6 protein-coding genes are annotated in these 5,750 nt (G+C 36.5%); 1 reads left to right on the top strand and 5 read right to left on the bottom strand.

Annotated elements, in window-relative coordinates; all coding sequences use genetic code 11:
* The 4 genes from M901_RS08480 to M901_RS08465 all read right to left on the bottom strand — a co-directional run.
* On the bottom strand, nucleotides 1-206 hold a 206-nt coding region (locus M901_RS08480; protein WP_034721418.1), incomplete at its 3' end, for a hypothetical protein.
* A 182-nt stretch (nucleotides 207-388) separates the two neighbouring features.
* Entirely contained in the window at nucleotides 389-1,330 is a 942-nt protein-coding gene (locus M901_RS08475; RefSeq protein ID WP_034721416.1) for a hypothetical protein, read from the bottom strand.
* Nucleotides 1,330-2,034, bottom strand: a complete 705-nt coding sequence (locus M901_RS16470) for a phosphatase PAP2 family protein (protein ID WP_021277775.1) — start codon at nucleotides 2,032-2,034, stop codon at nucleotides 1,330-1,332. The genes M901_RS08475 and M901_RS16470 overlap by 1 nt, the downstream gene beginning before the upstream one ends.
* Nucleotides 2,035-2,112: 78 nt before the next feature.
* Nucleotides 2,113-2,910 (bottom strand): sulfite exporter TauE/SafE family protein, encoded by a 798-nt coding sequence (locus M901_RS08465; RefSeq protein WP_021277778.1) that lies wholly within the window; start codon nucleotides 2,908-2,910, stop codon nucleotides 2,113-2,115.
* Nucleotides 2,911-3,072: 162 nt separating this feature from the next.
* On the opposite strand from M901_RS08465, the gene M901_RS08460 reads away from it, so the two are divergent.
* A complete protein-coding gene (locus tag M901_RS08460) occupies nucleotides 3,073-4,980 on the top strand; it encodes a methionine--tRNA ligase (RefSeq protein WP_034721421.1) in 1,908 nt (635 codons plus the stop codon).
* 34 nt (nucleotides 4,981-5,014) lie between these two features.
* Here the strand turns inward: M901_RS08460 and M901_RS16465 are convergent, their stop codons facing one another.
* Nucleotides 5,015-5,650, bottom strand: coding sequence for an SdpI family protein (locus tag M901_RS16465; RefSeq protein ID WP_021277779.1), 636 nt, complete (start codon nucleotides 5,648-5,650; stop codon nucleotides 5,015-5,017).
* Between the last annotated feature and the right edge of the window lie 100 nt (nucleotides 5,651-5,750).

Below are 5,750 nucleotides of genomic sequence, written 5' to 3'. Positions count from 1 at the left end.
TCCTTTAGCACTCCTGAGAAGTCTGACTTAAAAACATTTGGAACAGAGAAATATCCTTTAACCTTAACGCCTTTGATCTCAACAATTTCAAGAATATCAATAAACTCTCTCTCACCTATAACAACTTTAAGATTATAGTTTCCTCTCATATCTGCGTGTACGTATCCATTAACTACTAACAGTAGCATCATAATAAAATTCTTCATTTCAACTCCAATCGTTGATTAATTATCAATTTAAATTTTAGGAATAAGATTTGATTAAATGGCCTTACGCCACCAAAGGATTGCAATTGAAATAGAGTATCGTACTAATCTACACATATAGGAATATATGTATAATGACTCATCTAAATATACGAGAAGTAATTTCTTACAACTTCAAACAATTAAAAGACTCTTTCAAGGCCGATAGAGATATGCGTAAAAGTATTGTCAGAAGTGATATCCTTTTCAGGACTACCATAACTAAACTTATGCAGTTCAAAAGTTTGATTGAAGCTAAAGTATGGGATACCAAAAGTCTCTTCGTATTTTCTATAGCTATATTTCAAAGCGATAGTACGCCCGATATTCTCTCTAAAAGTAATCGACTGATTCATTCCCTTCATCTGAAAACTATCAAATAGACTGGCCTCTAGACCAAATAAGATATCGTGATTTTGATTAAACTCATGAAGATAAGCAAGACCAAATCTAAGCCCATAAAAGTCACGTGTTTCGAAAATCTCATCAAAGATCGCCAATCTCTTTCTATAGAAAGTATGGTAGTCAACTTGGAAGAATAATTTAAAGTAGCTATCAAATGCCTTAAAAGAATTTATACTTTTTAATGAGTAGATATTACTTCCACTAATCATTTGCCCTTGAGAGATATTAATCGTGGGCTCTAAATTGGAATGAGTTTTGACTAAGTAAGAAAACTCAATATCAAAGAAATAGTCTTCCTCTGAGCTGACTCTCTTTCTTATAAATAACTGTGGAGAATGGAGTGCTTCTTTTTCCGATCTTTCAACATCACGGCTTTCATCATTTAACTCAAGATGAGTGTCAATTACATCAAACTGCCAAGCAGCAGATAGAGAAAGCATCCAATCTGTTGCAAATACATAACTCAGCGTTGGAGTAAATGTATAGGCCATTTTTTCGGCTTCCAGTATATCCTCGATACCATCTGTTTGAGCATCATCTTCATACTCATAATTCCATCTCTTAAACTGTATTCTAAAATCAGATTTCAGCTCTCCTTTTTTAGGAAAGTGAAAGACCTTATTCAATCGCTCGCTAGCAAAGGTAGAAAAAACTAATAAGAACACAATTAAAAACTTCATTAGAAAAATACCTTTATATTCAGTCCAAACTGAGATTGAGTAGTATTGATACTTGGCGAGATAAAAACCCTACTTTCACTAGAGTCAAATTTATAACGCCCACTCTTATCAAAGTGAAAATCATACATAATATAAGAAGAAAGGGCTCCTATAAGTCCACCTGTTATAACATCTTCAAGTCTATGTTTCTTTGCATCTATCCTTGTCCAGCCAATATATCCAGCATAGAGAAGAGGCAAGCTGGCCCAAATTTCTTTATTGTCCAAGTTTGAGCTTCTTAAGATATCAATCGAGGCAAAGGTTGCAATAGTGAATGCATGAGCGGAATGGCCACTTGGAAATGAGAGATAATTCGACGAATCAGGTCTTTTAGAATTCATCGTATATTTCAATGTGAATACTGTTCCTTGAGCAGCAAGAAGAGACTCAGTAAGAACGAAAGCCTTTTCAAAACCCCATTGATCACTTCCAAGCAAGTAATAACTATATTGCCCAAGAGTTAATAATGTCGGCCCATGATTTCCTAATTCATATGCCCACTTAGGCGTTGAAATTTCATCTTGATTAAATTCAAAATCAGAACTTCGCGTTTCGAGGTCTTCATATTGTGGATTTAAAAGAGTGAAAACTGCAATTTCCGTCGCAAAGAACAAGGACATATATTTAATCTTATTTGGAGAAATATCCCACTTCCCCACTCTCACGTGATTTCCTTGTATAGCGAAACAGCAAAAAGAGAGAAAACAAAGAAATATAATAATAAGCTTCTTCAATTTTTATCCCTATTTTTTAATAATTTGGTAAATCATTTTTACAGCAACGATCATAAGAAATATAGCAAAGCCTTTCTTCATTTTATCTTGTGGAAGTCTATGAGAGAGTTTTGCTCCTATTCTTGCAAAGAAAGAGCTTGTTAATGTCACACCAACAACAGCAGGCAAATAAACATAGCCCAAACTATATTTTGGAAGCTCTGAAATGCCGTACCCGTTATACATATAGCTCGTAGCTCCAGCTAGCGCGATAGGAATCCCAAGAGTAGCGGAAACGCCAACGGCAACCTTCATAGGCTGCCCTCTCCAAGTAAGAAAAGGGATACTAATTGTTCCCCCTCCAATTCCAAGAATGGTCGACTTAAATCCAATAATAAATCCAACTATTGAATAGAGAACTGAACTGGTCTCCCTCAAATCTCTTTCAATCTTTACTTCTAAGAACATTTTAATGGATACGATGACAACATAAGCGGCAAAAATAAGTTCAAGAGTATCTGTTGCTAAGTCCTTACTTACAAAACTTCCCGTAAAAGCTCCGATAAGTAAAAAAAGAACGATCTTCTTAACAATGGCCCAATCAATATTCTTATTTAAATGATGCCCATACATAGAATTGGAAACTGTCACAAGGATAATTCCCAGCGATGTTCCAATAGTCATATGCATGATATAGGCGCTTGGAAAATCAAGAAGTTTGAAACAAAAGAGCAAAGTTGGAACAATTACCAGTCCCCCACCGATCCCAAAGATACCAGAGAGAGTTCCCGCAAAAATTCCAAGTAATATATAAATAAGAAAGGTCATGACCAAAATTAACATAGAGATTGAAGAATTCCCAGCTACGCCTAATGACCCGGCGCACACTCATCTTGATTTTTTGGCCTAGAATCACCAGAAATATAGACTAAATTCAGAGGGACTGATAAATTAGATCTTATGAGTGAAAATAATCAAAAACAGAAAAACATGCGTCCCAAACAGGACATTCCAACAATCCTATCTCGAGTGAGCAGACCAAAGAAAGCTGTTATTACAGCAGGAATGCCATATGCAAATGGTCCCGTACATATTGGACACCTTGCAGGAGCTCACGTACCAGCAGATATCTACTCTCGCTGGATGAGACTTCTTATAGGAAAAGACAATGTTCTCTTCGTCTGTGGAACCGATGATCATGGATCAACAAGTGAAGTTGCTGCGAAGAAACTTGGGAAAACAACGCAGGAATTTATTGAAGAAGTACACTCTAAACAAAATAAGACAATGGATCGCTACTCTATTGGCCTTGATGTTTATACTGGGACTTCTCGTGAGGAAAATTACGAGGCCCATAAAACTCTTTGCCAAGACTTTCTTAGAAAGATGCACTCTAATGGAATGCTAGAGAGGAGAACGAGTAAGCAGTGGTTTGACCCTGAAATAAATATGTTCCTACCAGATCGTTATGTTCAAGGAAAATGTCCAAATGAAAACTGTACCAATGAAAAGGCCTACAGTGACGATTGCGATGTTTGTGGCGCCCAATATGATCCAAGTGAATTAAAGAACCCTGTGAGTACAGTAAGCAATGCTACTCCCGTTCTAAAAGATACAGATCATTGGTATCTCGATATGTGGAAGGTTACTGATCAACTTATTGAATGGCTAAAGACAAAAGAGAGATCTTGGAGAAAGCCAATTCTTCAAGAAGTGTTTGGAACGGTCTACCCATGTGTGACTTTTACAAATAAGTCAGAACCAGAATACAAAGAAATTAAAGAGACTCTTCCAAAGCACAAGAGTCGCTATGCCCCTGGTAGAAAAGTACTCGTTCAGTTTGAGAACCTCGAAGACCTTAGCACTGGAAGTAAACTTCTCAAGGATAAAGGAATCGAGTGTGAACTGGATGATGGATGGGCCCATAGATCAATTACAAGAGATGTTTCTTGGGGGATTCCCGTTCCTACAGATGTAGAAGAAGGTATGGAAGGAAAGTCTCTCTATGTATGGCCAGAATCACTTATTGCTCCAATTTCATTTACTAAAGTAGCATTAAAGAAGAAAGGACTGGACCCAGAACTTCATAAAGAATACTGGTGTGATCCAGAAGCCAAAGTTTTTCAATTCCTCGGGACTGATAACGTATTCTTCTATGTCCTAATGCAAGGAAGTATGTGGTTTGGAGTCCAAGAAGATCCGATGAGACAAGCTCTTCCAGGTGAATTCCAACAAACTGACGTCTTCAGTAATTTCCACCTACAAATCAATGGTGAGAAAATGAGTAAGTCTAAAGGCAACTTTTACACTGGAGATCAACTTATTGATGAAATGGGTTATTCATCTGACCAAGTTAGATACTTCCTGGCTTCGCTTAGTCTTTCAGAAAAAGCTTCAAACTTTGATTTTGAAGTCTTCAACAATAAGAATCAATTTCTAGCTGGACCTTTAAATGCCTCTTTTGAAAAACCAATTTCAGCCTGTCACTCTAAATTCGATGGTGTTGTGCCAAAAGGTAAACTCATTGGAAAAACAGAAAAAGAAACATTGAAGATTGTTCAACAATATACAAAGTTTATGGAAAAAGCTGAGTACCCTAAGGCACTAGGAGCATTAGAAAATTATGCTCGTATTATTAACGGTCTCTTTAATCAATACAAGCCACATGATGATAGATTTCCAATGGAAGAGAGGGTTGATGCTCTCTACTCTAGTTTCTATATCTTAAGAAATATTCTCATCATGTTATCGCCATTTGCTCCTGAAACGATGGAAAAAGTGAGAAAGTCTCTAAATCTTCCAGAGAGTGTTTACTCGATTGATGAGTTACAAAATGAATTCCCTGAAAATCACAAGATTGGGAAACAAACGGACTACTTTCCAAACGTAAGTGAATAAAACAAAGCCGCGAATCTCGCGGCTTTTTTTATATCTAGTTTTCAAACTTTTTAAAATAATAGAAAGAATAGATTATTGGTAATAAGCAAGGAATCAGAATTGCCGCTACGGCCATCATCATATTTTGAACAAAGAAACTGAAAGCAAATAACAAAATTCCAAACAATACCATTAACACACCGGCAAGCCTATGTGTTCTTCTCCAGTTTTCATCAGAAGAAAGCGTCCATGGAACTCTGATCCCTATAAAGTAATTCTTTTCGAGCTTACCAAAAACACTCCCTCCATAAACTAGAAATAATGCTGCTCCTAAAGAGAAGAATCTCAAGAAGTATTGCTCTCCTTTGAAACTTAATAGTGAGCCAATATGAACACCTAGAAGAACAAAGCCGACAGCTAAAATAACTTTAGCTAAGACTTCCTGACTATTTTTCATAGTATTGGCCTTAGCGGAATTAGAAACAAATATTCCAACAAGAAAGATCACGAAGAGATATAACACAGGCATAAAGAAGGACTGAACCTCTTTAGTTGCGTAAGCTATGGGCTTCCCTTCCAAGTTGAAACGAGTTGGTATTTCATTAGGTAAATTCGGGTACAAATAGACCGTAACCCCAATCATAACGAAACAAACAAGAAAACTAAGAGCATGATTTTTTAAAAACTTCATAGATCCTACTTATAGAAAAACCTTCGCCATGAATACTTCATGGCGAAAGGTGCCAAAGACATATCAATAATTTATCCCCTACAAAACTCTTCAAGTCAAG

Source organism: Bacteriovorax sp. DB6_IX, assembly GCF_000447775.1.
Lineage (GTDB): Bacteria > Bdellovibrionota > Bacteriovoracia > Bacteriovoracales > Bacteriovoracaceae > Halobacteriovorax_A.
The sequence above is the reverse complement of the archived record's forward strand: the minus strand, read 5'-3'. Positions and strand labels throughout refer to the sequence as shown.

Bases quoted from the DNA above. Each gene is read 5' to 3' on its own strand.
- M901_RS08475 (WP_034721416.1), bottom strand. From the start codon at position 1,330: ATGAAGTTTTTAATTGTGTTCTTATTAGTTTTTTCTACCTTTGCTAGC.
- M901_RS08465 (WP_021277778.1), bottom strand. From the start codon at position 2,910: ATGACCTTTCTTATTTATATATTACTTGGAATTTTTGCGGGAACTCTC.
- M901_RS08460 (WP_034721421.1), top strand. From the start codon at position 3,073: ATGCGTCCCAAACAGGACATTCCAACAATCCTATCTCGAGTGAGCAGA.
- M901_RS16465 (WP_021277779.1), bottom strand. From the start codon at position 5,650: ATGAAGTTTTTAAAAAATCATGCTCTTAGTTTTCTTGTTTGTTTCGTT.